The 23,327-nt window shown below is 72.6% G+C and carries 20 protein-coding genes and 1 tRNA gene; 3 read left to right on the top strand and 18 right to left on the bottom strand.

Translation table 11 applies throughout. The annotated features are described in order from the left end of the window. Positions 1–19 precede the first annotated feature (19 nt). The 14 genes from glyA (OG599_RS23735) to OG599_RS23670 all read right to left on the bottom strand — a co-directional run bounded on the left by glyA (OG599_RS23735) (position 20) and on the right by OG599_RS23670 (position 16,399). Positions 20–1,312, bottom strand: a complete 1,293-nt coding sequence (gene glyA / locus OG599_RS23735) for a serine hydroxymethyltransferase (protein ID WP_327177992.1) — start codon at positions 1,310–1,312, stop codon at positions 20–22. A 162-nt stretch (positions 1,313–1,474) separates the two neighbouring features. Further along, the gene (locus OG599_RS23730) at positions 1,475–2,116 is read right to left on the bottom strand and encodes an arsenate reductase/protein-tyrosine-phosphatase family protein (protein WP_327177991.1); all 642 of its coding nucleotides are present in this window, start codon (positions 2,114–2,116) and stop codon (positions 1,475–1,477) included. Beyond that, a complete protein-coding gene (locus OG599_RS23725; RefSeq protein WP_327177990.1) occupies positions 2,113–2,760 on the bottom strand; it encodes an L-threonylcarbamoyladenylate synthase in 648 nt (215 codons plus the stop codon). Before OG599_RS23725 ends, OG599_RS23730 begins: the two co-directional genes overlap by 4 nt. Before the next feature lie 79 nt (positions 2,761–2,839). Continuing rightward, positions 2,840–3,685 (bottom strand): peptide chain release factor N(5)-glutamine methyltransferase, encoded by an 846-nt coding sequence (gene prmC, locus OG599_RS23720; RefSeq protein ID WP_266709130.1) that lies wholly within the window; start codon positions 3,683–3,685, stop codon positions 2,840–2,842. 40 nt (positions 3,686–3,725) lie between these two features. Next, the gene (gene prfA / locus OG599_RS23715; protein WP_327177989.1) at positions 3,726–4,802 is read right to left on the bottom strand and encodes a peptide chain release factor 1; all 1,077 of its coding nucleotides are present in this window, start codon (positions 4,800–4,802) and stop codon (positions 3,726–3,728) included. 320 nt (positions 4,803–5,122) lie between these two features. Continuing rightward, positions 5,123–5,347: a 50S ribosomal protein L31 gene (rpmE, locus tag OG599_RS23710; RefSeq protein ID WP_327177988.1), complete on the bottom strand. Its 225-nt coding sequence runs from the start codon at positions 5,345–5,347 to the stop codon at positions 5,123–5,125. A 188-nt stretch (positions 5,348–5,535) separates the two neighbouring features. Further along, positions 5,536–6,639, bottom strand: coding sequence for an LCP family protein (locus OG599_RS23705; protein WP_327177987.1), 1,104 nt, complete (start codon positions 6,637–6,639; stop codon positions 5,536–5,538). A gap of 347 nt (positions 6,640–6,986) precedes the next feature. Then, positions 6,987–9,026: a transcription termination factor Rho gene (gene rho, locus OG599_RS23700; protein WP_327177986.1), complete on the bottom strand. Its 2,040-nt coding sequence runs from the start codon at positions 9,024–9,026 to the stop codon at positions 6,987–6,989. 387 nt (positions 9,027–9,413) lie between these two features. Next, positions 9,414–10,331, bottom strand: coding sequence for a homoserine kinase (gene thrB / locus OG599_RS23695; protein WP_327177985.1), 918 nt, complete (start codon positions 10,329–10,331; stop codon positions 9,414–9,416). Positions 10,332–10,751: 420 nt separating this feature from the next. Beyond that, positions 10,752–11,822: a threonine synthase gene (gene thrC, locus OG599_RS23690; protein ID WP_327177984.1), complete on the bottom strand. Its 1,071-nt coding sequence runs from the start codon at positions 11,820–11,822 to the stop codon at positions 10,752–10,754. Between the two features lie 6 nt (positions 11,823–11,828). Then, positions 11,829–13,130: a homoserine dehydrogenase gene (locus tag OG599_RS23685; RefSeq protein ID WP_327177983.1), complete on the bottom strand. Its 1,302-nt coding sequence runs from the start codon at positions 13,128–13,130 to the stop codon at positions 11,829–11,831. A gap of 95 nt (positions 13,131–13,225) precedes the next feature. Beyond that, positions 13,226–14,617, bottom strand: coding sequence for a diaminopimelate decarboxylase (gene lysA / locus OG599_RS23680; protein WP_327177982.1), 1,392 nt, complete (start codon positions 14,615–14,617; stop codon positions 13,226–13,228). 21 nt (positions 14,618–14,638) lie between these two features. After that, the gene (nrtL, locus tag OG599_RS23675; protein ID WP_327177981.1) at positions 14,639–15,820 is read right to left on the bottom strand and encodes an ArgS-related anticodon-binding protein NrtL; all 1,182 of its coding nucleotides are present in this window, start codon (positions 15,818–15,820) and stop codon (positions 14,639–14,641) included. 96 nt (positions 15,821–15,916) lie between these two features. Continuing rightward, positions 15,917–16,399, bottom strand: a complete 483-nt coding sequence (locus tag OG599_RS23670) for a response regulator (RefSeq protein WP_327177980.1) — start codon at positions 16,397–16,399, stop codon at positions 15,917–15,919. A 133-nt stretch (positions 16,400–16,532) separates the two neighbouring features. On the opposite strand from OG599_RS23670, the gene OG599_RS23665 reads away from it, so the two are divergent. Beyond that, positions 16,533–16,604: transfer RNA gene (locus tag OG599_RS23665), tRNA-Arg, on the top strand. A gap of 136 nt (positions 16,605–16,740) precedes the next feature. Here the strand turns inward: OG599_RS23665 and OG599_RS23660 are convergent. Together OG599_RS23660 and OG599_RS23655 are read right to left on the bottom strand one after the other, a co-directional pair. Further along, positions 16,741–17,001, bottom strand: a complete 261-nt coding sequence (locus tag OG599_RS23660; RefSeq protein ID WP_327177979.1) for a hypothetical protein — start codon at positions 16,999–17,001, stop codon at positions 16,741–16,743. A 113-nt stretch (positions 17,002–17,114) separates the two neighbouring features. Beyond that, positions 17,115–17,822 (bottom strand): ScbR family autoregulator-binding transcription factor, encoded by a 708-nt coding sequence (locus OG599_RS23655; RefSeq protein WP_327177978.1) that lies wholly within the window; start codon positions 17,820–17,822, stop codon positions 17,115–17,117. Positions 17,823–18,077: 255 nt separating this feature from the next. Between OG599_RS23655 and OG599_RS23650 the strand changes: the two genes are divergently transcribed. Then, positions 18,078–19,148 (top strand): ScbA/BarX family gamma-butyrolactone biosynthesis protein, encoded by a 1,071-nt coding sequence (locus OG599_RS23650; protein ID WP_327177977.1) that lies wholly within the window; start codon positions 18,078–18,080, stop codon positions 19,146–19,148. Between the two features lie 223 nt (positions 19,149–19,371). Here OG599_RS23650 and OG599_RS23645 read toward each other — a convergent pair whose 3' ends face one another. Both OG599_RS23645 and glyA (OG599_RS23640) read right to left on the bottom strand, forming a co-directional pair. Then, a complete protein-coding gene (locus OG599_RS23645) occupies positions 19,372–20,670 on the bottom strand; it encodes a cytochrome P450 family protein (RefSeq protein WP_327177976.1) in 1,299 nt (432 codons plus the stop codon). Positions 20,671–20,828: 158 nt separating this feature from the next. Beyond that, the gene (gene glyA / locus OG599_RS23640) at positions 20,829–22,142 is read right to left on the bottom strand and encodes a serine hydroxymethyltransferase (protein ID WP_327180165.1); all 1,314 of its coding nucleotides are present in this window, start codon (positions 22,140–22,142) and stop codon (positions 20,829–20,831) included. A 399-nt stretch (positions 22,143–22,541) separates the two neighbouring features. Here glyA (OG599_RS23640) and OG599_RS23635 point away from each other — a divergent pair, with 399 nt between their 5' ends. Next, positions 22,542–23,288: an SAM-dependent methyltransferase gene (locus OG599_RS23635; RefSeq protein WP_327177975.1), complete on the top strand. Its 747-nt coding sequence runs from the start codon at positions 22,542–22,544 to the stop codon at positions 23,286–23,288. Positions 23,289–23,327: the final 39 nt, after the last annotated feature.

Raw genomic sequence — 23,327 nt, 5'->3', positions numbered from 1 at the left:
ACGGTTCCACAGTTTCCGGCTACCCCTGATGGAGCGGATACCGCTCGGTGAATCCCCGCACTTCGGCCCGGATACGATCATGGTCGGCCCCGTCCCGGACCGCGTCGGCGAGCAGGACGGCGATCCGGGCCATGTCCGCCTCGTCCATGCCCTGGGTGGTGACCGCGGCCGTGCCCAGCCGGATGCCCCGGCCGTGGCCGTCCGTGAGGGCGGCGGCTCCGGCGTGCGGCAGCGCGCACGTGTCCAGGACCATGCCGGCGGCGGCGAGGCGGTCGCGGGCGGTCCGTGCGTCGACGCCGAGCGGCGCCGGGTCGGCCAGCACCAGGTGGGTGTCGGTGCCGCCGGTCGCCACCTCGAACCCCTCCGCCTCCAGCGCGGCGGCGAGCACCCGGGCGTTGGCGACGACCCGGTGCGCGTACATCGCGTACGCGGGCGTCGCCGCCTCCCCGAACGCGACGGCCTTCGCGGCGATGGTGTGCATCTGCGCCCCGCCCTGGGTGAACGGGAAGACCGCGCGGTCGATCCGTCCGGCCAGCTCCGCCCGGCAGAGCAGCATCCCGCCGCGCGGCCCGCGCAGCACCTTGTGCGTGGTGGCGCAGACCACGTCGGCGTGACGCACCGGGTTGGGCGCCGCTCCCCCGGCGATCAGCCCCATCGGGTGCGCGGCGTCGACGATCAGGCGGGCGCCGACCTCGTCGGCGATCTCGCGGAAGAGGGCGTAGTCGGGGTGGCGGGGGTAGGAGATCGAGCCGCAGACGATCGCCTTGGGCCGGCGGGCGCGGGCCAGGGCGCGTACCCGGTCGTAGTCGATCAGGCCGGTGTCCGGGTCGACGCCGTATCCGGTGAAGTCGAACCAGCGTCCGGAGAAGTTGCCCGGCGACCCGTGCGTGAGGTGGCCGCCGGAGGTCAGGCCCATGGCCAGCACTGCGTCGCCGGGGCGCAGCAGGGCGGCGTAGGCGGCGAGCACGGCGGAGGAGCCGGAGTGCGGCTGGACGTTGGCGTGCTCGGCGCCGAAGAGGGCGGTGGCGCGGGAGACCGCGATGCGTTCGGCGGCGTCCGCGTGGTCGCAGCCGCCGTGGTGGCGGGCGCCCGGGTAGCCCTCGGCGTACTTGTTGGCGAGCGGCGAGGCGAGCGCGGCGAGGACGGCGGGGGAGCTGAAATTCTCGGCGGCGATCAGCTGGAGCGAACCGGCCTGTCGGAAGGCCTCGTCCCGGAGCACCTCGGCGATCTCCGGGTCGGTCCGCGGCAGCGGGCCGAGGTCCCCCTGCGGAGCGGCGGGCGGCAGGGGTGCGGTGGGGGTGCTGACCGGCATCTGACGGCTCCGGGCCTGGAGGAGTGCGGTGGGGGGCTTCGCATCCAATGTAGGCCGGTGGACGCCCGTACGCCCGCCGCGAAAGGGCCGGTGGGGCCGGTCGGCGCAAGGGCGGACGCCCCCGGCCGGAGTACGTCCCGGTGGTGCGTCCCGGGGTGCGTCTCAGTGGTGCGCGGGCACGCCGGTGAGCGCGGTGACGACCGGGTCGAGCGCCTGGTTGATCTCGTCGCCGATCGAACGGAAGAAGGTGATCGGGGCGCCGTACGGGTCGTACACCTCGTCGGCGTCGGCGTTCGGGGCCAGCAGCCAGCCGCGCAGCGCGGCGGCGGCGCGCACCAGGGCGCGGGCACGCTCGACCACGCCCTCGTCGTGGGCGTCCGGCAGGGTGGCGGGGTCTATGGCCCGCACGAGCCGGGTGAACTCCTTCAGGGTGAAGGTGCGCAGGCCGGCGGAGTGGCCCATCGAGATGACCTGCGCGCGGTGGTCGCGGGTCGCGGTCAGCACCAGGTCGGCGCGGATCACGTGCTCGTCGAGGAGCTCGCGGCCGACGAAGCCGGTGGCGTCCGCGCCGAAATCGGCGAGGACGATCTCGGCGTTCGCCTCCATGGGGGCGCCTTCGTGCCCCCAGGTGCCTGCGCTCTCCACGATGAGGCCGCCCTGGAGCGGATCGCCGAGGCGGTCCACGAGGGCATGGCGGGTCAGCCGCTCGGTGATGGGCGAGCGGCAGACGTTGCCGGTGCTGACGTGGAGAATGCGGAAGTGGTCGGTCTGCCCCGCTATGCCACGCCCCTCAGGGGCGGTCAATTGGCCACCTCGAGGTCGGGTACCACCTTGCGCAGTTCCTCGACGGACAGGGCGCCGGCGCGCAGCAGGACCGGGACCTTGCCGGTGACGTCGACGATGGAGGACGGGACGTTGCCCGGGGTGGGGCCGCCGTCGAGGTAGACGGAGACGGAGTCCCCGAGCATCTCCTGGGCGGCGTCGCAGGTCTCCGGGGACGGGTGGCCGGTGAGGTTGGCGCTGGAGACGCCCATCGGGCCGACCTCGGTGAGGAGCTCGATGGCGACCGGGTGCAGCGGCATCCGGACGGCGACGGTGCCGCGGGTGTCGCCGAGGTCCCACTGGAGCGACGGCTGGTGCTTGGCGACGAGGGTGAGGGCGCCGGGCCAGAAGGCGTCGACGAGCTCCCACGCCTGCTCGGAGAAGTCGGTGACCAGGCCGTGCAGCGTGTTCGGGGAGCCGATGAGGACCGGGGTGGGCATGTTGCGCCCGCGGCCCTTGGCGTCCAGCAGGTCCGCGACGGCCTCCGAGGAGAAGGCGTCCGCACCGATGCCGTACACGGTGTCGGTGGGCAGCACGACCAGTTCGCCACGACGGACCGCCGAGGCGGCTTCACGCAGCCCGGTCGTACGGTCGGTCGCGTCGTTGCAGTCGTATCGCCGTGCCATCAGCCGGCCTCCTCAAGCGGGTACGGGTAAAGGTGGTGCGGGCAGTGCGGGCAGTGCGGGCACGGGGCCGCTGCGCGGGTCACGGCATGGCCTTGCGGGCGGTCGCGAACCGCGGCCGGTTGTTGAGGTCCGGGTGGTCGGCCGCGTCGGCCCAGCCGCGTTCCTCGGTGAAGATCCAGGGGACCTGGCCGCCCTGGGTGTCGGCGTGCTCGATGACGACGAGGCCGCCGGGGCGGAGCAGGCGGTGCGCGGTGCGCTCGATGCCGCGGATGGTGTCGAGGCCGTCCTCGCCGGAGAACAGCGCCATCTGCGGGTCGTGGTCGCGGGCCTCGGGCGCGACGTACTCCCACTCGGTGAGCGGGATGTACGGCGGGTTGGAGATCACCAGGTCGACCTGGCCGTCGAGCTCGGGAAGGGCGCTCAGGGCGTCTCCGCGGTGCACGGTGACCCTGGACCCCTCGGCGTTCTTCCTGGTCCACGTGAGGGCGTCCTCGGACAGCTCCACGGCGTGCACGCGCGAGCGCGGCACCTCCTGGGCCATGGCGAGGGCGATGGCGCCGGAGCCGGTGCAGAGGTCGACGATGAGCGGCTCGACGACGTCCATCGCGCGGACCGCGTCTATGGCCCAGCCGACGACCGACTCGGTCTCCGGGCGCGGCACGAACACCCCGGGGCCGACCTGGAGCTCCAGGTAGCGGAAGAAGGCGCGGCCGGTGATGTGCTGGAGGGGTTCGCGGTTCTCGCGGCGCGCGATGGTCTCCCAGTAGCGCGCGTCGAAGTCCGCGTCCGGCACCCGGTGCAGCTCGCCCCGCTTGACTCCGTGGACGAAGGCCGCGAGCTCCTCGGCATCGAATCGCGGCGAAGGGACACCGGCGTCGGCCAGCCGCTGGGTGGCCTGGGCCACCTCGGCGAGCAGCAGGTTCATCGCGGATCTCCGTACGGGTTCACGGGCGGGGCGGGCGGAATCAGGCGTTGGCGAGCTTGGCGGCGGAGTCGGCGTCGACGCACGCCTGGATCACCGCGTCGAGGTCCCCGTCGAGGACCTGGTCCAAGTTGTACGCCTTGAAGCCGACGCGGTGGTCCGAGATCCGGTTTTCCGGGAAGTTGTACGTGCGGATCTTCTCGGAGCGGTCGACGGTGCGCACCTGGCTGCGGCGTACGTCGGAGGCTTCCTGCTCGGCGGCCTCCTGGGCGGCGGCGAGCAGCCGGGACCGCAGGATGCGCATGGCCTGCTCCTTGTTCTGGAGCTGGCTCTTCTCGTTCTGGCAGGAGGCGACGACGCCGGTCGGCAGGTGCGTGATGCGGACGGCGGAGTCGGTCGTGTTGACGGACTGGCCGCCGGGGCCGGAGGACCGGTAGACGTCGATGCGCAGGTCGTTGGCGTGGATCTCGACCTCGACCTCCTCGGCCTCGGGGGTCACGAGGACGCCGGCGGCGGAGGTGTGGATGCGGCCCTGGGACTCGGTGGAGGGCACGCGCTGCACGCGGTGCACGCCGCCCTCGTACTTCATCCGGGCCCAGACGCCCTGGCCGGGCTCGGTGGCGCCGTTGCCGCCCTTGGTCTTCACGGCGACCTGGACGTCCTTGTAGCCGCCGAGCTCGGACTCGGTGGAGTCGATGATCTCGGTCTTCCACCCGATGCGCTCGGCGTAGCGGAGGTACATGCGGAGCAGGTCACCGGCGAACAGGGCCGACTCGTCGCCGCCCGCACCCGCCTTGATCTCCAGGAGCACGTCCTTGTCGTCGCTCGGGTCGCGCGGAACGAGAAGGAGGCGCAGGCGCTCGGTGAGCTCCTCGCGCTGCTTCTCCAGCTCCTTGACCTCGGCGGCGAAGTCGGGGTCGTCGGCGGCGAACTCGCGTGCGGTCACGATGTCGTCACCGGTCCGCTTCCAGGACCGGTACGTGGAGACGATCGGGGTCAGCTCCGCGTAGCGCTTGTTGAGCTTGCGCGCGTTGGCCTGATCCGCGTGGACCGACGGGTCGGCGAGCTTCTTCTCGAGATCGGCGTGTTCACCGATCAGTTCCTCGACCGCCTCGAACATCTTCGGGCTCCTGGGTGGGGGTGACTGGGGCGTGTGTCGAAAGTGGCGCCGTCCGCCCGGAGGGCGGGTCCGGCGGCGTCCGGTGCGTGCGATCGCAAGGCGGAGGGTCGCCCCGATACTGGATGTATCGGGGTGCTCCCGACAACGCGGCGAGCGTGCGTGCCGGGCGTCGCCGGACAGGCGCCACTTTCGACACACGCCCTACGGGCCTGCTGGAGGAAGGTGCCGGTCGGGCCCCGGGTCGCCCCAGGACCCGACCGGAAAAAACGCCGGTTCCCGCCGCCCCCGAGAGGGCGCCCGAGAACCGGCGCTGTGGCTCGCTACTTGGCGGCGGAGCCTGCACCCTTGCCGAAGCGGGCCTCGAAGCGGGCCACACGGCCGCCGGTGTCGAGGATCTTCTGCTTGCCCGTGTAGAACGGGTGGCACTCGGAGCAGACGTCGGCACGGATGGTGCCGTTGTCGATGGTGCTCCGGGTGGTGAACGACGCGCCACAGGTGCAGCTGACCTGCGTCTCGACGTACGTGGGGTGAATGTCGCGCTTCAAGGTGTCTCCTAGTTTCGGGAGGGCTCCGGGTCGTCCGCGCGGATTGCGCGTCCGTGAACCGGGGCCGACGTACCAGTCTGCCAGGACCGGCCGTATCTCCCAAAACGGGGGTACGGGCCGGTCTATTCCCGGCCGGACCGGCCGGGGTGCGGCGGCGGTGTCCCGGGGGAGCCGTCAGTGCACGACGGTCAGTGCACGACGGTGCTCGCGGAACCCTTGTCGCCGGCCGAGTCCGCGGTGGCGGAGGCGGGGATCGCGGTGTCGGCGCGCAGCGCCTTCCAGACCTCCTGCGCGCCCTTCTCCAGCGGGACGACCCGGTTGGGGTCCGCCGGGTCGTACTGGACGGGCAGGGTGACCATGTCGACGTCGTTGGCGTCGAGGCCCTTGAGCCCGTTCGCGAATCCGGTGAGCTTGGTGACCGAGGCGAGGTCGGAGTCGGTGGTGATGGCCTTGGTGGCGGTGTTCGCCAGCCCGAACAGCTTGGCGGGGTTGGTGAACACGCCCACCGACTTGACCTGCTTCATCAACGCCTTGACGAACGCCTGCTGGAGCTGGATGCGGCCGAGGTCGCTGCCGTCGCCGACGCTCTTGCGGGTACGGACGAGGCCGAGGGCCTGTTCGCCGTCGAGGGTGTGCGTGCCGGGGGCGAGGTCGAGGTGGCTGCCGGGGTCGTCGATCGCCTCGCCGGTGGTGATCTCGACACCGCCCAGCTGGTCGACGAGCTTCTTGAAGCCGGTGAAGTCGACCTCGACGTAGTGGTCCATGCGGATGCCGGACATCGCCTCGACGGTCTTCACCGTGCAGGCCGGACCGCCCACCTGGTAGGCCGAGTTGAACATCTGGCCGGTGGCCGCGGGGGCCTGCTGCCCGGTGTCGGGGTCGGTGCAGGCGGGCCGGTCGACGATCGTGTCGCGCGGGATCGAGACGATGCTGGCCGACGTGTGGCCCTTGTTGACGTGCACGACCATCGCGGTGTCCGAACGGGCGCCGCCCTGGTCCTTGCCGTACTCGGCGTTGGCGCCGGAGCGGGAGTCCGAGCCGAGCACCAGGATGTCCTCGGAGCCGTCGTCGACGTCGTCCGGGCGGTCCGTGCCGAGGGCGGCGTTGATGTCGACGCCCTTGAGGTTGCCGTCGAGCGCGAAGTACGCGTAGGCGAGGCCCGATCCGCCGAGGACCACGACCCCCGCCGCCGTCCAGGCCACCACCGTCTTCACCCGGCGCCGGCGCGAGGGCTTTCTGCGCCGGCTGCCGGTGCCGCGTATGCGGCCCGTACCTCTGCTCTGCTCGCTCATGGTGTTCCCTCGTTCCAGGTTCCCCGCTGCTCCCTGCTCCCCCCTGCCGGTGTGGTCCCGGCACGGTCGGGTCGTCTCTCGGATGGACGCCGAAGCACCAAGAAGGGTGTCACAACGCCCTGTGACCACCGTACGGCCGAACGGGTGGGGGGCGGACCTGGAGAACTACCGGTGACACCGCGCTCACCTGCGGTTTCCTTCCCCATGCACGCTTCGGGGCACCCCCGGGGCGGTCACCCTGGGTGTGGTGAAGGTCTCGGATACGCCCCGTATGTCCCCCACGCACGACGAAGCCGCCCCCGTCGCGGGTGCGACGGGGGCGGCTTCGGTCAACTGCGGTGCGGACGTCAGTCGTTGTTGTTGCCCGGCGACGGCGTCGTCTTCTGGATCTGGAGCAGGAACTCCGCGTTGGACTGGGTCTTCTTCATCCGGTCCAGCAGGAGCTCGATCGCCTGCTGCTGGTCGAGCGCGTGGAGCACGCGGCGCAGCTTCCAGGTGATGGCCAGCTCGTCGCTGCCCAGCAGGATCTCTTCCTTGCGGGTACTGGACGCGTCGACGTCGACGGCCGGGAAGATGCGCTTGTCCGAGAGCTTCCGGTCGAGCTTGAGCTCCATGTTGCCGGTGCCCTTGAACTCCTCGAAGATCACCTCGTCCATGCGCGAGCCGGTCTCGACGAGCGCGGTGGCCAGGATGGTCAGCGAGCCGCCGTCCTCGATGTTGCGCGCGGCACCGAAGAAGCGCTTCGGCGGGTACAGCGCGGTCGAGTCGACACCACCGGACAGGATGCGGCCGGAGGCCGGCGCCGCGAGGTTGTACGCGCGGCCCAGGCGGGTGATCGAGTCGAGCAGGACGACCACGTCGTGACCCAGCTCGACCAGGCGCTTGGCCCGCTCGATGGCCAGTTCGGCGACGGTGGTGTGGTCCTCGGCGGGACGGTCGAAGGTCGAGGAGATGACCTCGCCCTTCACCGACCGCTGCATGTCGGTGACCTCTTCCGGACGCTCGTCCACGAGGACGACCATCAGGTGGCACTCGGGGCTGTTGACCGTGATCGCGTTGGCGATGGCCTGGAGGATCATGGTCTTACCGGTCTTCGGCGGGGCCACGATCAGTCCGCGCTGGCCCTTGCCGATCGGGGCGACCAGGTCGATGATCCGCGTCGTCAGGACGTTGGAGTCGGTCTCCAGGCGGAGCCGGTCCTGCGGGTACAGCGGAGTCAGCTTCTGGAACTCCGGGCGTCCACGGCCGGATTCGGGCGCCATGCCGTTGACGGTGTCGAGGCGCACGAGGGCGTTGAACTTCTCGCGGCGCTCGCCGTCCTTGGGCTGGCGCACGGCGCCGGTGACGTGGTCACCCTTGCGCAGGCCGTTCTTGCGGACCTGGGCGAGCGAGACGTACACGTCGTTCGGGCCCGGGAGGTAGCCGGAGGTCCGGATGAACGCGTAGTTGTCGAGGATGTCCAGGATGCCCGCGACGGGGATCAGGACGTCGTCGTCGGCCACCTGCACGTCGCTCTGGAAGTCCTCGCGGCCGCGACGGCCGCGGCGGTCGCGGTAGCGGCCACGACGGCCGCGGCGGCCGCCCTCGTCGTCGAAGTCGTCCTGCGGACCGTTGTCGCGGTGCTGCTGGCCCTGGCCGCCGCCCTGGCCCTGGCCCTGACCCTGGGTCTGGCCCTGGCCCTGACGCTGCGACTGGCCCTGACCCTGGCGCTGCTGGCCCTGGTCGTCGCCCTTGCCCCGGCGGTCGCGCTGGCGGTCGCGGCGGTCACCGCGGTCGCCGCGCTGACGGTCCTGGCGGTCGCCGCGACGGCCCTCGGCGGTGTCGGCGGCCGACTCGGCGCGGGCGTCGCCCTTCGCCTCGGCGCGGTCGTCCTGCTTGGCCTCGGCGGCGCGGTCGTCCTGTTTCGGCTCGGCCTTGGCCTCGGGGGCACCGGCCTGCGCGGTGGCGCGGCGCCGGCGGCGCTCGCCCGCGGGCTGGTCGTCGCTGGCGGGCTGGCCGGGGATGTCGATCTGCTGCTGGGCAGCCGGCTTCTCGGCCGGGGCGGCGGCCTCGTCGCCCGTGCGCGCCTTGGAGGTGGCGCGGCGCTTGGGCTTGCTCTCCGCGTCCGTCCCGGCGGCGGGCGCCTTGGCGGCGGCCTTGGCGGCGGGGGCCTTGCCGGCCTGCGCCTCCTTGATGACCTCGATCAGCTGGCTCTTGCGCATGCGCGCGGTGCCCCTGATGCCGAGGCCGGACGCGACCTGCTGCAGCTCGGCCAGGACCATGCCGTCAAGGCCGGTGCCGGAGCGGCGGCGCCGTGCGGTGGTGCCAGTGGCAGCACCTTCGGCGGGCGCGGCGCTGTCGACGCTCTTGTCGGCAGTCACGCCCATCAGATCGGTGGTGTCGCTCACGAAGGGTCCTTCCCTGGAGCGGACGTCGGCCTTCTGGCTCGGCGACCGGTTGTGCTGTCCGGCATTCGGTTGGTGATCTTTTCGATCGCGGACCGGGCCGGGGCGGTGGTCCGCCGGGTGCGGCGGAGAGATGAACGTGCGGGGTCCGACGCGAGCTCCCCCTGCTCGGCCCACTGATGGACGAACGTGGGGTGTCGTGCCGGTTCCGGAGCGTGCTCGAAACTGCTCAGACAGGCTGATCAGGCAGTTGGGGAGGCTCCCGGAAGAAAGGTGGTCCCTGAAGGGGACACGAAGCAACGCGTCGCTGGGACGTCGATTGCCGACTTGAGATTAACACTACCGGCTCCAACAAATATTCCCCCTCTCTGTCACCGGCAATCCCTCTGCTTACGGCGCGAGCGGCAGCACGCACGCGCCGGGACCGTCGAGCGCGAGCCGGTTCGCGGCCCATCCCTCACCCGCGAGGCGGGCCACCTTGTCGGCGGCGCCTTCCTCCGTGAGAGCGAGAACCGTGGGCCCGGCGCCGGAGATGACGGCGGGGACGCCGTCGGCGCGCAGCCGGTGCACCAGTTCGAGGCTCTCCGGCATCGCCGGGCCCCGGTATTCCTGGTGGAGCCGGTCCTCGGTGGCGGCCAGCAGCAGCTCGGGGCGCCGGGTCAGCGCCTCGACGAGCAGCGCGGCGCGGCCGGCGTTGGCGGCGGCGTCGACGTGCGGGACCTGGCGGGGCAGCAGTCCGCGGGCGGTCTCGGTGAGCACCGGCTTGCCCGGTACGAAGACCACCGGCACGACCGGGGCGGCCGGGTCCATCCGGATCGCGCGGGCCGCGCCGCCGTCCATCCACGCGAGGGTGAATCCGCCGAGGAGGCAGGCGGCGACGTTGTCGGGGTGGCCCTCGATCTCGGTGGCCAGCTCCAGCAGCGCGGCGTCGTCGAGGCGGGCCTCGCCGCCGGTGGTCACGGCGCGGGCGGCGACGATGCCGGCGCAGATGGCGGCGGAGGAGGAGCCGAGGCCGCGGCCGTGCGGGATGCGGTTGGCGCAGACGATCTCCAGCCCGCGCGGCTGCCCGCCGAGCAGGTCGAAGGCGGTGCGCATGGCGCGGACGAGCAGGTGCGACTCGTCGCGGGGCAGGGTGTCGGCGCCCTCACCGGCGATGTCGATGTGCAGGCCGGAGTCGGCGACCCGGACGACCACGTCGTCGTAGAGGCCCAGCGACAGGCCGAGGGCGTCGAAGCCCGGGCCCAGGTTGGCGCTGGTGGCGGGGACGCGCACCCTGACGGCGGCGGCTCGGAACGCGGGACCGGCCATCGGCTGGTGGACTCCTTGGGGCGGGGATGCGGTGCGTGCGGGTGACTCTGCGGCGGCGGGGTGGTGACACGGGAGTCCGGTCGGCCGGAACGCGACTTCCGGGAGGCGGTGCTCCGGTGGTGGACCCCACGGCCACCGCACGGCGACCGGGACAGGGTCGTGTGACGACGCTGCCGATCACGTACAGCTTATCGAAGGAAGGTTCTGTGGCGACATAGGGCGCATGGGAGGCGCACGATGCGTGTCGCACGCGTCCCTTGCGCTCTCCGCCCCGGAAAAGGGGGTTGAGCCCGATCCGCCCGATCCGCACCGCACCGCCCGGAGGCGTTTCGCCTGCCGGGCGGTGCGGTGGTGTCGCGGGAACGGCGCGGTGTGCGCGGCCGAACCGGGAGGAGCGCCGGGGCCCTTGGGCCCGGAGGCTCAGGCGAGGCCGAGCTTCTCCGCGGCGGTGGCGGCGTCGACCGGGACGGTGACGGGCTGCGGTGCGCCCGCGACGGCCCAGTCGGGGTCCTTGAGGCCGTTGCCGGTGACGGTGCAGACGATCCGCTGGCCGGGGTCGACCTTGCCCTCTTCGGCGGCCTTGAGCAGACCGGCGACGGAGGCGGCCGAGGCGGGCTCCACGAAGACGCCCTCCTGCGCGGCCAACAGGCGGTAGGCGGACAGGATCTGACGGTCCGTCACCTCGTCGATGAAGCCGCCGGACTCGTCCCGGGCGGCCAGGGCGTAGTCCCAGGAGGCCGGGTTGCCGATCCGGATCGCGGTGGCGATCGTCGCCGGGTCCTTGACGATCTCGCCGCGCACGATGGGCGCGGAACCGGAGGCCTGGAAGCCCCACATGCGCGGCCGGTGGGTGGCCATGGCGTCACCGGCGTACTCGGTGTAGCCCTTCCAGTAGGCCGTGATGTTGCCCGCGTTGCCGACCGGCAGGACGTGGATGTCCGGGGCGTCGCCGAGCGCGTCGACGATCTCGAACGCGGCGGTCTTCTGGCCCTCGATACGGACCGGGTTGACCGAATTGACCAGCGCCACCGGGTAGTTGTCGGAGAGCGAGCGGGCCAGCGTCAGGCAGTCGTCGAAGTTGCCGTCGACCTGGAGGATCTTGGCGCCGTGCACGAGCGCCTGGCCCATCTTGCCGAGCGCGATCTTGCCGCGCGGTACGAGGACGGCGCAGACCATTCCGGCACGCACCGCGTACGCGGCGGCGGAGGCGGAGGTGTTGCCGGTGGAGGCGCAGATGACGGCCTGCGCACCCTCCTCCTTGGCCCGGGTGATGGCCATGGTCATGCCGCGGTCCTTGAACGAACCGGTGGGGTTGGCGCCCTCGACCTTGAGGTGCACCTCGCAACCCGTGCGCTCGGACAGGACCTGCGCCGGGACGAGCGGCGTACCGCCCTCACGGAGCGAGACGACCGGCGTCGTGCTCGTGACCGGGAGACGGTCCCGGTACTCCTCGATGATGCCGCGCCACTGGTGGGTGCCCTTGCTGGTCATGGGTCCTTACTCCCCTTCAACACGCATGATGCTGGCGACACCGCGCACGGTGTCGAGCTTGCGCAGCGCTTCGACGGTCGCCGAGAGGGCGGCGTCGGGCGCGCGGTGGGTGACGACGACGAGAGAAGCCTCGCCGCTCGAGTCCTGACGGCCTTGCTGACGAACGGTATCGATCGACACACCCTGCTCGGCGAAGACCGTGGCGACCTGGGCGAGAACGCCCGGTTTGTCGGCGACGTCGAGGCTGATGTGGTAGCGCGTCACGACCTCGCCCATCGGGCTGACGGGCAGGCGCGTGTAGGCCGACTCGCCGGGGCCGGTGGCCCCGTTGAGCTTGTTCCGGCAGACGGCCACGAGGTCGCCGAGGACCGCGGAGGCGGTCGGCGAACCGCCGGCGCCGGGGCCGTAGAACATCAGCTGCCCGGCCGCCTCGGCCTCGACGAAGACGGCGTTGTACGCCTCGCGGACGGAGGCCAGCGGGTGGCTGAGCGGGATCATCGCGGGGTGGACGCGCGCGGTGACCGACTGCCCGTCCGCGGCCCGCTCGCAGATGGCGAGGAGCTTGACGGTGCAGCCCATGCGGCGGGCGGAGGCGATGTCGGCGGCGGTGACCTCGGTGATGCCCTCGCGGTGCACCTCGCCGATCCGCACCCGGGTGTGGAAGGCGATCCCGGCGAGGATCGCGGCCTTCGCGGCGGCGTCGAAGCCCTCGACGTCGGCGGTCGGGTCGGCTTCGGCGTACCCGAGGGCGGTGGCCTCGTCGAGCGCCTCGGAGTAGCCGGCGCCGCTGGTGTCCATCTTGTCGAGGATGAAGTTGGTCGTGCCGTTGACGATGCCGAGCACCCGGTTGACCTTGTCGCCGGCGAGGGACTCGCGCAGCGGGCGGACCAGCGGGATGGCCCCGGCGACGGCGGCCTCGTAGTAGAGGTCGCGGCCGTGCTCCCCGGCGGCGGCGTGCAGGGCCGAGCCGTCCTCGGCCAGGAGCGCCTTGTTGGCGGAGACGACGCTCGCGCCGTGCTCGAAGGCGGTGGTGATGAGGGTGCGGGCGGGCTCGATGCCGCCGATGACCTCGATGACCACGTCGATGTCGCCGCGCTTGACCAGGGCCGTGGCGTCGGTGGTGATGAGCGCGGGGTCGATGCCCTCGCGGACCTTCGACGGGCGGCGGACGGCGACGCCGGCGAGCTCGACCGGCGCGCCGATGCGCGCGGCGAGGTCGTCGGCGTGCGTCGTCATGATGCGCGCCACCTCTGAGCCGACCACACCACAGCCCAGCAGCGCCACCTTCAGCGGACGCGTACGCATCATCCGACCTCGTTTCTCCTACATCCGATGTATGGAACAGTCTCACTCACCGGACGGGCGATTCTGTCACCCGTCCGGATTCTGAGACATCTATTTCATCAGCCGACATCGAGACGCAGGAGATCTTCCTCCGTCTCGCGCCTGACGATGACGCGCGCCTCTCCGTCGCGCACGGCGACGACGGGCGGGCGGAGCGCGTGGTTGTAGTTGCTCGCCATCGAGCGGCAGTACGCCCCGGTGGCCGGTACGGCGATCAGGTCGCCCGGCGCGAGGTCGGCGGGAAGGAACGCGTCCTTCACCACGATGTCACCGCTCTCGCAGTGCTTGCCGACGACCCGGACCAGCATCGGTTCGGCGTCCGAGCTGCGCGAGACGAGCGCGACGCTGTACTCGGCGTCGTAGAGGGCGGTGCGGATGTTGTCGGACATCCCGCCGTCGACGCTGACGTACGTACGGAGCCCTTCGAGCGGCTTGATGGTGCCGACCTCGTACAGGGTGAAGGCGGTAGGGCCGACGATGGCGCGGCCCGGCTCGACGGAGATCCGGGGGGTGGCGAGGCCGGACGCCTCGCACTCGCGGGTGACGATGTCGCCGAGCGCCTTGGCGATCTCGTGCGGCTCGCGCGGGTCGTCGTCGGAGGTGTAGGCGATGCCCAGGCCGCCGCCGAGGTCGATCTCCGCGAGCTCGACGCCGTGCTCGTCGCGCACCTCGGCGAGGAGCTGGACCACGCGGCGGGCGGAGACCTCGAAACCGGCCATGTCGAAGATCTGCGAGCCGATGTGCGAGTGGATGCCGGTGAGCTCCAGGCCGTCCAGGGTGAGGGCGCGGCGGACCGCCTCGGCGGCCAGGCCGCCGGCGAGCGCGATGCCGAACTTCTGGTCCTCGTGCGCGGTGGCGATGAACTCGTGGGTGTGTGCCTCCACGCCCACGGTGACCCGGATCTGCACCTGCTGGCGCTTGCCGAGCCGCTGGGCGACGTGGGCGACGCGGACGATCTCCTGGAAGGAGTCGAGGACGATCCGGCCGACACCGGCCTCCACGGCCCGCTCGATCTCGGCGACCGTCTTGTTGTTGCCGTGGAAGGCGATGCGCTCGGCGGGCATCCCGGCGTCGAGCGCGGTGGTCAGCTCGCCGCCGGAGCAGACGTCGAGGTTGAGCCCCTCCTCGCGGAGCCAGCGCACGACGGCGCGGGAGAGGAACGCCTTGCCCGCGTAGTAGACGTCGGCGCCGGGCCCGAAGGCGTCGGACCAGGCGCGGCAGCGGGCCCGGAAGTCGGCCTCGTCGAGGAAGTACGCCGGGGTGCCGAACTCCTCGGCGAGCCGGGCGACTCCGATGCCGCCGACGGTGAGGGCGCCGTCCGCGTCACGGGTGACGGTGCGCGACCAGACCTTCTCGTCGAGGAGGTTCAGGTCGGCGGGCGGGGCGGCGTAGTGGCCCTCGGGGACGACGTCGGCGTGACGGGGTCCGGCGGGGTGGGCGGAACGGCTCATCGTATTGCTCTCTCGGGTCTCTCAAAGGTGTTCGGGCGCACTGATACCGAGCAGGGACAGGCCGCCGGCCAGCACCGTCCCGGTGGCTTCGGCGAGGGCCGGCCGGGAGCGGTGGGCGGCCGAGGGTTTCTCGTCGCCGGCGGGGAGCGGGGGGCAGGCGTCGTGGAAGTCGAAGAAGGCGTGCGCGACGGCTTCGAGGTGGCGGGCGAGCCGGTCGGGCGCGCGGTGCCGGGCGGCGGCGAGCAGGACCGCCGGGTGGTCGGCGAGGAGGGCGGCCAGCGCGAGGGCGGCGGGCTCGCCGAAGGGGGCGCCGTGGTCCGGGGCGGCCGGGTGCCGCGTGGCGGTGTGGTCCGGGGCGCCGTGGTCCCGGGCCGCGTCGTCCCGGGCGCCGTCGTCGTACGCGTCCGGGGTGGCCCGGAGGCCGAGGGCGCGGGCGGCCCGGGTGACGGCGTGGGCGCGGGAGTGGGCGTAGCGGACCAGGAAGAGCGGGTTGGCGGCGGTCTGGACGAGCAGCCCGTCGTCGAGCGCGGCCCGGTCGTGTCCGGCGGCCCGCAGCAGCCCCCAGCGGGCGGCGTCGGACCCGAGGCGTACGAGGAGGTCGGCGGCGGGCACCCCGGCGGGCACGGGCCGCATCGTTCCGGCCGCCCCGGCTTCGGCCCCGGAGCCCGTACCGGCCTCCGTACCGGCGGCGACCCCGAGGCCGCTCCACGCCGGGTCGGCCGGTCCGGTCGGGACCGTGCGCGGGGCGGCGCCCTGGGACCGCAGCAGCGCGGCGACGGCGTCGGCGGTGACGGCGGCCCGGACCTCGGCCGCGTACGGCAGCAGGGGCGCCCGGCCGCTCAGCGCCGTCCCGTGGCCGTACGCCGCGCCGCGCGCCGCCACCTCGCGCACGAGGGCGACCCGGGCGGCTCCGTCGGCGGAGGCGTCGAGCGTGAGGTTGAGGAACCCGGGCCCGGTGATCTCGACCCGCCCGATCCCGGGCTCGGCCGCGATGCGGTCCTTGAGGATGCGGGCGACCTCGTGCGCGGGCAGCGCCGCCGGACGGGCGAGCTGCAGCGCGACGGCGCAGGCGTAGTCCCCGCTGCCGCCGGGGCGCGTCCGCTCCACCCGTACGCGCGCGGGCACGGCCACGCGCAGGGCGTCCTCGTCCACCGCGCGGCGCACGGCGTGCAGCACGGTCCTGGAGAGGTCGGCGGGGGTCACGGGGACCAGCCTAGGGGAGGAAGGGGGGCCTTCCGCGACCGCGTTTCGCCATACGGGCAGCAGCCGGGGCCGCCGGGGCGGGATGAGCGCGGGTACTCAGCGCGCGGCGCTGCCCGCCCGGCCGGCGCCGGAGCCGCCCTCCGCCGCGGAGGGCGGCTCCGGGAGGGCGAGGCGGCGCACCAGCCGCACCAGCTCACTGGGCTCGAACGGCTTCGCCAGGAACGCCTCCACCCCGGCGGCGACGCCCCGATCCGTCTCGTGCGGGGTGCAGGCGCTGATGATCGCGACCGGAATGGCGCTGGTACGGGGGTCCTCGCGGAGCCGTGCGGCGGTCCGGGGGCCGTCGAGCCGGGGCATCATGACGTCGAGGGTGATCACGTCGGGCCGCACGCGGTGCACGACGTCCAGGCACTCGACACCGTCGGCCGCGGTCACGACCTCGAAGCCCTCAAGCTCAAGGTTGACCCTGATCAGATGCCGGATGACCTTGTTGTCGTCCACAACAAGCACGCGGCCGTACGCCCCTGACACGTTTCGAGAGTAGGTGCGCCCCAGGGGCTGCGTCCGGGTTTTGCCCACTTCCGCCCCCGGGGGCCGCGCCGGCCCCGTTCCCCCGCCCACGCGAATCGCCCAGCACCGCGGAAATACCCGTTCACGGACACCCCTCCGGAGCTGGTAGTGTTTCACCCGTCGCAGAGCAACACCGCGATACGCCCCCGTAGCTCAGGGGATAGAGCATCGGCCTCCGGAGCCGGGTGCGCAGGTTCGAATCCTGCCGGGGGCACTTCCGGACAGAGGGTCCGATCAGCGGAAACGCCGATCGGACCCTTTCTCGTTGCCCCCTCGTCGCGTCTCGTTTTCCGGTAGCTGCCGTCAGGGCCGCCGGCCCGCCCGCGCTGCCGCCGGCGGACGCGGGCTTCTCAGCCCGTCGACTCGTCCGGGGTCGGCTGGTCCGGGTGGACGCCCGCGTTGCGGGCGGCACGGGCACCCGCACCGGCCTCGTCGGGGTCGGCCCCGTCGGCGCCGGCGTCGTCCCGGTACTGGTCCGCCCACGGCGGCGGGGGGACGTCAAGGGCGTCCTCGCCCTCCTGCACCTGCTGGTCGGGCATGTCGGCGGGGACGGGCGGCGGGCTTCCCGAGGCGCCGGTGTACGCGGGTCCTTCTGGCCTGCGGTCGGTCATCTGCGTTCTCCGTTCGACCTGCCCATGGTTGCCGGGGCGCGGGTGTGCCGCCACTCCGGGTACCCGGGACGTGCCGGACGAACCCCGGGCGTACGGGCAGGAGGGCGCCGGGGTCAGGCCGTCCGGGCCACCGGCCGGCTCGCGTCGAAGGCGTCCGGCTGTCCGGAATCCGCGGGGTCGTGGCCCTCGGCCGACGCGCGGGCCTCCGCGAAGGCGCGGGCGCCGCGCTCGGGCGAGGTGTCCAGCCGTCCGAGGACGCCGGGCACCGCGATGCTGGGCAGCACCAGGTCGTACAGAAGAGAGATGCGCTCCTCGAAATCGGCCATCTCGGTGGCCGCCTGCGACATCAGCTGGATGCCGGTGAAGGAGCCGACCATCGTCTGGGCGGTCCGCTCGGGATCGACGTGCGGAAGTACCTCACCCTGCCCCTGAGCTGCGGTGATCTGCTGGCTGGTCAACTGCACCCAGTCGTGCCACGGCTTGCCGAAGAAGCGCTGGTTGCTCTGATCGGCTGCAATGCGCGCGGCACCCCGCAACAGTGGCTCTCTCGGCAGCCGGTGCGCGAGGATCAGCCCCATGTCGACGAACGACTGCATCTTCAGAGGTTGTTCGGGGGGCGGCTCGGTCACCGCATGATCCAGAACGCCTCGCGCCAGGTCCTCCTTGGAGGGGAAGTGGAAGTACAGCGCGCCCTTGGTCACCGCGGCCCGCTCCAGAATCTCCTGGATCGTCGCGGCCTCGTAGCCGCGCTCGGCGAAGACCGCTGCGGCGGCTGTCAGTACTGCGTTGCGCGTCCTGATCGCGCGCTCCTGCCGTGCCATTCGAGATCTCCTGACGATGCGCCTGACGGGGCTCAGTGTCTCCGGCACGTTCCCCTCAAGAAACCGGCTGGTCCGTATTCTATGGCACCGTTCCCGGCGGCCTCCAGTTGAGGCGGCACCGGCGGCCGTGTGCCCGGGCGCGCTCCCCGCCCTCAACGGCCCGTGCGATCCGCCTCTTTGAGGACGGACCGAACTGCTCCGTTTTCGCGCTCGAACACCACTGATCACGTGCGCATTCATCCCTGGGGGGAGCACATGCACCACACCGTGAAGCACCACCACACCCCGTCCGTCCCCGAGTTCAGGACGGACCGCACCGCCTCGGTCCCGGCGCCCGCAGGGGGCGTACCGGACACCACGCCCGCGGTCCGCCCGGCGGACGCCCATCGCGTCCAGCCGGACGACGTACTGATCCGCGACTACCACCGGATCGCCGAGAACAGTTACGCACTCGACATCGACTGGGCCGGCCGGCACGTCTTCTTCGAACCCGCACTCGGCAGTGTGCACCACCACATGCTGATCGCGCAGACACTGAGACAGATCGGACTCAGCCTCGCACACACAGAGTTCAAGATCAGCTCCGCGCACCAGTTCCTGATGGGCGGGATGTCCTACTCCACCGATCCGCTCCTGCCGACGGACCTGTCACCGGTCCGCGCGGAGGCGGTCTGCACCTGGACGGGGCGCAACGGTATCCGCATAGCCATCACCCTGGAGCAGCACGGGACGGTCTTCGTCAGGAGCGAGTCCGGGTTCTCCTGGGTGTCCGACCGGGTCTACCGGCGGCTGCGCGGCTCGCACCTGACCGCGCGGCCCGGGGCCATGCCGGCGCCGGTCGGGGCGGCGGCGGCCGGGCGGCGGGCGGCGGACGAGGTGGTGCTCGGCGCCTCGGACCGCCCGCGCCGCTGGGAGTTGATCGCCGACACCGGCAATCCGGCGCTGATGGACCACCCGGTCGACCATGTGCCGGGGCTCGTGATCATGGAGGCGAGCCAGCAGGCCGCGCACGCCGTCGTCGCGGGTGCGGGAGCCCGGTCGTGGTGCCCGCTCACCACCGACATGCGTACGTCCCGGTACGTGGAGTTCGACGCGCCGTGCTGGGTCGACGCCCGTGAAGTTCCACTGCCCGACGCGCCCTTGGGCAGCGCTCCCGGCGCGGGCAGCGCTGCCCGCTCGGGCCGTGCTCCGGGCTCGGGCCGTGCTGCGGGCTCGGGCCGTGCTGTGGAGAGGATCGCGGTGGAGGTGACCGGGACGCAGCACGGGAAGGTGGCGTTCCGCAGCCTGGTGGAAGGGCTGGCAGCGCCCGTCGCCGTACCGGAGTGACGGTCGGGTGAGGCTCCGGGGCCGGTGGCGGACGGGGACGGGGGGGGATCCCGCGGCCCGTACGCCACCGGCTTCCGGGGCCGGTCGGGCCCAGGGTCTTCCGTCGGATCAGGCTGGTCGGCGAGCCCGGCCCGATCCGGACGAGAGGCCCGGGCCCTCTCCGGCCACTCCCGTCGGGCGGGCGGCGCCCGCCGGTCCGCCGCGCGTGGTCAGGCGCGCGTGGTCAGGCGCGCCCGTGTCGCAGGACGGGGAGTTCCTGGTGGCCGTTGGAGATGAAGGACTTCACCGGGCGCAGCGAGGACGACGGGACGGCGAGCGTCAGTCCGGGGAACCGGGCGAAGAGCGCGGAGAGGGCGGTGACCCCCTCCATCCGGGCGAGGGGCGCCCCGAGGCAGTGGTGGACGCCGTGTCCGAAGGCGAGATGGTCGCGGCGGGTCGCCCGGGTGAGGTCGAACCGGTCCGCGTCCGGTCCGTGCAGGCCCTCGTCGCGGCCCGCGCCGGCGACGGCCATGACGAGGGCGTCGCCCTTGGGGACGACCACGTCGCCGAGGTCGAGGTCCTCGACGGCGTACCGGAGCATGAGGTTGGCCGCGGCCGGTTCCCAGCGCAGGGTCTCCTCGATCGCGTCGGACCACTCGGCCTTGCCGGTGCGGATCAGTTCGAGCTGGTCGGGGTGGGTGAGCAGGGCGTGCGTGGCGTGGTCGATCAGGTTGATGGTGGTCTCGTACCCGGCGGACAGGAAGTGGACGAGGGTGTCGAGCAGCTCCTGGTCCTCCAGGGGGTTCGACTCACCGGAGGCGAGTCCGTCGCGCTGGATGGCGACCAGCGCGCTGGTGAGGTCGTCGCCGGGGGTCTCCCGCTTGAGGGCGACGAGTCCGTGGAGGATGCCGTACAGCTCCCCGGCGTGGAGGCGCACTTCCTCGGCCGGGGTGGCGGTGCTGAACAGGGCGTCGAACAGGGTGCAGAGCCGGTCGCGGCTGGCCAGCGGTACGCCGAACAGCTCGCAGATGACGCGGGCGGGCAGCGGTCCGGCGTACCGGGCGCGCAGGTCCACCGGTTCGCCCGCGGGCAACGCCTCGATCTCGTCGAGCAGTTCCTCCGCGATGCGGGTGACGACGGGGGCCAGGGCCTTGGTGCGGTGGGCGGTGAAGGCGCCGGAGACGAGCTTCCGCAGGCGGGTGTGGGCGGGGCCGTACGCCGTGAACATGCTGCGTATGGAGACCCACAGGGCCATCGACCAGTCGGGCCCGACCTCGCCGTCGATCCAGGCGGGCCAGTGCTGGGCGGCGTCCTTGGAGACGTCCGGGGAGGTGAGCAGCCGGGTGATGACGGCAGGGTCGGCGACGGCCCAGGCGGGGACGCCTTCCGGCAGTTCGATCCGGGTGGCCGATCCGCCCGCGCGGATACGGGCGGCCTCGCCCTGGATGTCCCTACCGGAGGGGTCGAGCCGGAACGGGCAGCGCGCGGCGGTGCCGGGGGCGTGCTGGGAGGGAGAAGTGTCGGCGGGGGGTTTGGTGTGCATGATGTGTCTCTTTCCTGGACGGCTCGTGCCTGCGAGGACATTGGCCGCAGAGACGGTTCTTCGGCAAGCGGAGGGGCGAACCGATTTTTCCGGGCGATGGCACGAAGGCGGTACGAGGACCCGTCGGGGACCTTCGCACCGCCTCCGCGCACCGCGGGTCAGGCGAGCGGCAGGCCCGGTGCCGGGTGGGCGTCCATCAGCTCCTTGACCTCGCCGCGGACCCGGGCGACCACGCTCTCGTCGCCGGTGCGTGCCGCGTCGACCACGGTGTCGATCCAGGCCGCCACGTCCGCCATCGCGGAGGCCGGAACGCCGCGCGTGGTGAGCGCGGGAGTGCCGATGCGGATGCCGGACGGGTCGAAGGGCTTACGGGTGTCGTACGGCACGGAGTTGTGGTTCACCACGATGCCCGCGCGGTCCAGCGCCTTGGCCGCGACCTTGCCCGGCACGTCCTTGCCGGTGAGGTCGATCAGCAGCAGGTGGTTGTCGGTGCCGCCGGAGACGAGGTCGAAGCCCCGCCCGGCCAGTTCCTCGCCGAGGAGACGGGCGTTGGCGACCACCTGGTGGGCGTATCCGGCGAAGTCCGGCTGCGCGGCTTCCCCGAGCGCGACCGCGATGGCGGCGGTGGTGTGGTTGTGCGGACCGCCCTGGAGCCCCGGGAACACCGCCCGGTCGATGGCGCGGGCGTGCTCGGCCGTGCTGAGCAGCATCGCGCCGCGCGGCCCGCGCAGCGTCTTGTGCGTGGTGGTGGAGACGATGTCGGCGTACGGGGCGGGCGAGGGGTGCGCGCCACCGGCGATCAGCCCCGCGATGTGGGCGATGTCGGCGACCAGCACCGCGCCGGTCTCGCGGGCGATCTCGGCGAAGGCCGCGAAGTCGATGGTGCGGGGCACGGCCGTGCCCCCGCAGAAGATCACCTTGGGGCGCTCGGCGAGGGCCAGGTCGCGCACCTCGTCCAGATCGACCCGCCCGGTGTCGCGGCGCACGCCGTAGCCCACGCCCCGGAACCAGGTGCCGGTGGCGGAGACGCCCCAGCCGTGGGTGAGGTGACCGCCCATCGGCAGGCCCATGCCGAGGACGGTGTCGCCGGGGGCGCAGAACGCGAGGTAGACGGCGAGGTTGGCCGGGGAGCCCGAGTACGGCTGCACATTGGCGTGCTCCATGCCGAAGACGGCCTTGGCGCGCTCGACGGCCAGCCTCTCGACCTGGTCGACGACCTGCTGGCCCTCGTAGTAGCGGCGGCCGGGGTAGCCCTCGGAGTACTTGTTCTGGAGGACGGTGCCGGACGCTTCCAGCACGGCGGCCGAGACGTAGTTCTCGCTGGGGATCAGCCGCAGGGTGTCGGCCTGGAGCCGCTCCTCCGCGTCGATCAGCCCGGCGAGTACGGGATCGGTGGCGGCGAGCGCCGGACGGGCGGTGGAGGGCGCCGCGGTCGGCGCCCCGTCGTGCGGCGGTGCGGATACGTCGGTCACGGATGCGAGGGCGGGTACGGTCACGGGACTCTCCCGGGTCGGCCGCGTCGTGCGGCATGGACCCGGATGCCCAGGCGGACGGCCCTCCGGCGGTGGTCCTCCGGACGGGCCGGAGCGCGCCGCTCCCTCGTGGTCGTTTCCACGCAACGCCCCGTGAGGCGCACGCCAGTCGCGGCACGCAGGACGTTACCGGCTCGGGCCGGAGCGCGCGCGGGAAAACACGGACGGCGCGGGGGCCGAAATCCGGTGGACACGCGGCGCGTGCCGCCCGTAGGACTGTCCCCGCCCCGGCGGGCCGCCGCCTCCGTACCCGCTTCCCCCGGGAAGAAGCGGCCCCGCCACCTCCGTACCGGCTTCACCCGCGTCACCCGCGTCACCCGAGAAGAGAGGAGCCCGCCCGTGGACCTTCCCCGCATCTTCACCATCCGCGAGAGCAGCCACCGCATCCACAACCCGTTCACGGCCGACAAGTTGGCGACCCTGGGTCGGGCCCTGCACCTGGAGCCGGGGATCCGTGCGCTCGATCTCGCCAGCGGCTCCGGCGAGTTGCTGTGCACCTGGGCGCGTGACCACGGGATCACCGGTACGGGCGTCGACATCAGCACCGTCTTCACCGCCGGGGCACGCGCCCGCGCGGCGGAACTCGGGGTGGCGGACCGGGTGGAGTTCGTGCACGGCGACGCCTCCGGGCATGTCGCGGACGTGCCCGTCGACCTCGCCGCCTGCATTGGGGCGACCTGGATCGGCGGGGGTCTGGACGGGACGGTGGAGCTGCTGGCCCGCAGCTTGCGGCCGGGCGGCCTGATGCTGATCGGCGAGCCGTTCTGGCGCCGGGAACCCACGGACCAGGAGACCGCCGAGGGCTGCCACGCGAGCAGCCCGGCCGACTTCCTGGCGCTGCCCGAGCTCCTCGGGCGGTTCGGCGACCTCGGGTACGACGTCGTGGAGATGGTGCTGGCGGACCAGAACAGCTGGGACCGGTACCGGGCGGCGCAGTGGCTCAACCTCCGCAGCTGGCTGGACCGGAACCCGGACGACGAACTGGCGCCCCAGGTACGCGCGGAGCTCACCACCGACCCCGTCCGCTACGCCCGGTACGAGCGCGAGTACCTCGGCTGGGGAGTCTTCGCCCTGATGAAGCGCTGATTCGGGGCCGATTCGGGGCCGATGCGGTGCCGATGCGGC

It is taken from the genome of Streptomyces sp. NBC_01335 (genome assembly GCF_035953295.1).
Taxonomy (GTDB): domain Bacteria; phylum Actinomycetota; class Actinomycetes; order Streptomycetales; family Streptomycetaceae; genus Streptomyces.
The sequence above is the reverse complement of the archived record's forward strand: the minus strand, read 5'-3'. Positions and strand labels throughout refer to the sequence as shown.

Excerpts from the sequence above, each read along its gene's own strand:
- OG599_RS23650 (WP_327177977.1), top strand. The coding sequence starts at position 18,078 with ATGCACCACACCGTGAAGCACCACCACACCCCGTCCGTCCCCGAGTTC.
- OG599_RS23725 (WP_327177990.1), bottom strand. The coding sequence starts at position 2,760 with ATGGCACGGCGATACGACTGCAACGACGCGACCGACCGTACGACCGGG.
- thrB (WP_327177985.1), bottom strand. The coding sequence starts at position 10,331 with ATGGCCGGTCCCGCGTTCCGAGCCGCCGCCGTCAGGGTGCGCGTCCCC.
- OG599_RS23685 (WP_327177983.1), bottom strand. The coding sequence starts at position 13,130 with ATGATGCGTACGCGTCCGCTGAAGGTGGCGCTGCTGGGCTGTGGTGTG.
- prfA (WP_327177989.1), bottom strand. The coding sequence starts at position 4,802 with ATGTTCGAGGCGGTCGAGGAACTGATCGGTGAACACGCCGATCTCGAG.
- OG599_RS23705 (WP_327177987.1), bottom strand. The coding sequence starts at position 6,639 with ATGAGCGAGCAGAGCAGAGGTACGGGCCGCATACGCGGCACCGGCAGC.
- glyA (WP_327177992.1), bottom strand. The coding sequence starts at position 1,312 with ATGCCGGTCAGCACCCCCACCGCACCCCTGCCGCCCGCCGCTCCGCAG.
- OG599_RS23645 (WP_327177976.1), bottom strand. The coding sequence starts at position 20,670 with ATGCACACCAAACCCCCCGCCGACACTTCTCCCTCCCAGCACGCCCCC.
- prmC (WP_266709130.1), bottom strand. The coding sequence starts at position 3,685 with ATGAACCTGCTGCTCGCCGAGGTGGCCCAGGCCACCCAGCGGCTGGCC.
- thrC (WP_327177984.1), bottom strand. The coding sequence starts at position 11,822 with ATGACCAGCAAGGGCACCCACCAGTGGCGCGGCATCATCGAGGAGTAC.
- OG599_RS23655 (WP_327177978.1), bottom strand. The coding sequence starts at position 17,822 with ATGGCACGGCAGGAGCGCGCGATCAGGACGCGCAACGCAGTACTGACA.
- lysA (WP_327177982.1), bottom strand. The coding sequence starts at position 14,617 with ATGAGCCGTTCCGCCCACCCCGCCGGACCCCGTCACGCCGACGTCGTC.
- OG599_RS23660 (WP_327177979.1), bottom strand. The coding sequence starts at position 17,001 with ATGACCGACCGCAGGCCAGAAGGACCCGCGTACACCGGCGCCTCGGGA.